Here is a 515-nt window from a genome sequence, read left to right as displayed (position 1 = left end):
CACTGAGCCATTAAAAATTTTGCAGGACGCAAACTTGCTCGTGCTTATCTTGCAAAGGTCTTATGATAAGCTTTCTGCTGCTTATACCACTGTCATGGCACCTTGGCATGTCACAAACAGTAATCAAAGACAAATCACCTATGATAGTAGATTCATCGTTGGAGGTCTCTACAATATTTTTGATGAATGGTTAAAAACAGATTACCAGACAATGCCTGTTAACGAGCTAGTCACAACAACCTTAAACACCATAAAACGTATGAAAAATAGTTAAGTGAGAAACTGAGTTTTTCGATATTAGTCATGAACAGCTCTGACAAATCATTTTAATAATTTCTAACACTAAAATGCTTATTGTTTTAGACCTGTTAACGAGCTAGTCACAACAACCTTAAACACCATAAAACGTATGAAAAATAGTTAAGTGAGAAACTGAGTTTTTCGATATTAGTCATGAACAGCTCTGACAAATCATTTTAATAATTTCTAACACTAAAATGCTTATTGTTTTAGAC

1 pseudogene is annotated in these 515 nt (G+C 33.6%); it reads left to right on the top strand.

Annotated elements, in window-relative coordinates:
- A pseudogene (locus D8863_RS10965) lies at window positions 1-274 on the top strand (TetR/AcrR family transcriptional regulator); the annotation flags it as partial.
- Between the last annotated feature and the right edge of the window lie 241 nt (window positions 275-515).

The sequence above is a fragment of the Streptococcus oralis genome, assembly GCF_003943825.1.
GTDB lineage: Bacteria > Bacillota > Bacilli > Lactobacillales > Streptococcaceae > Streptococcus > Streptococcus oralis_CD.
This window is presented reverse-complemented; position numbering and strand designations above follow the sequence as displayed.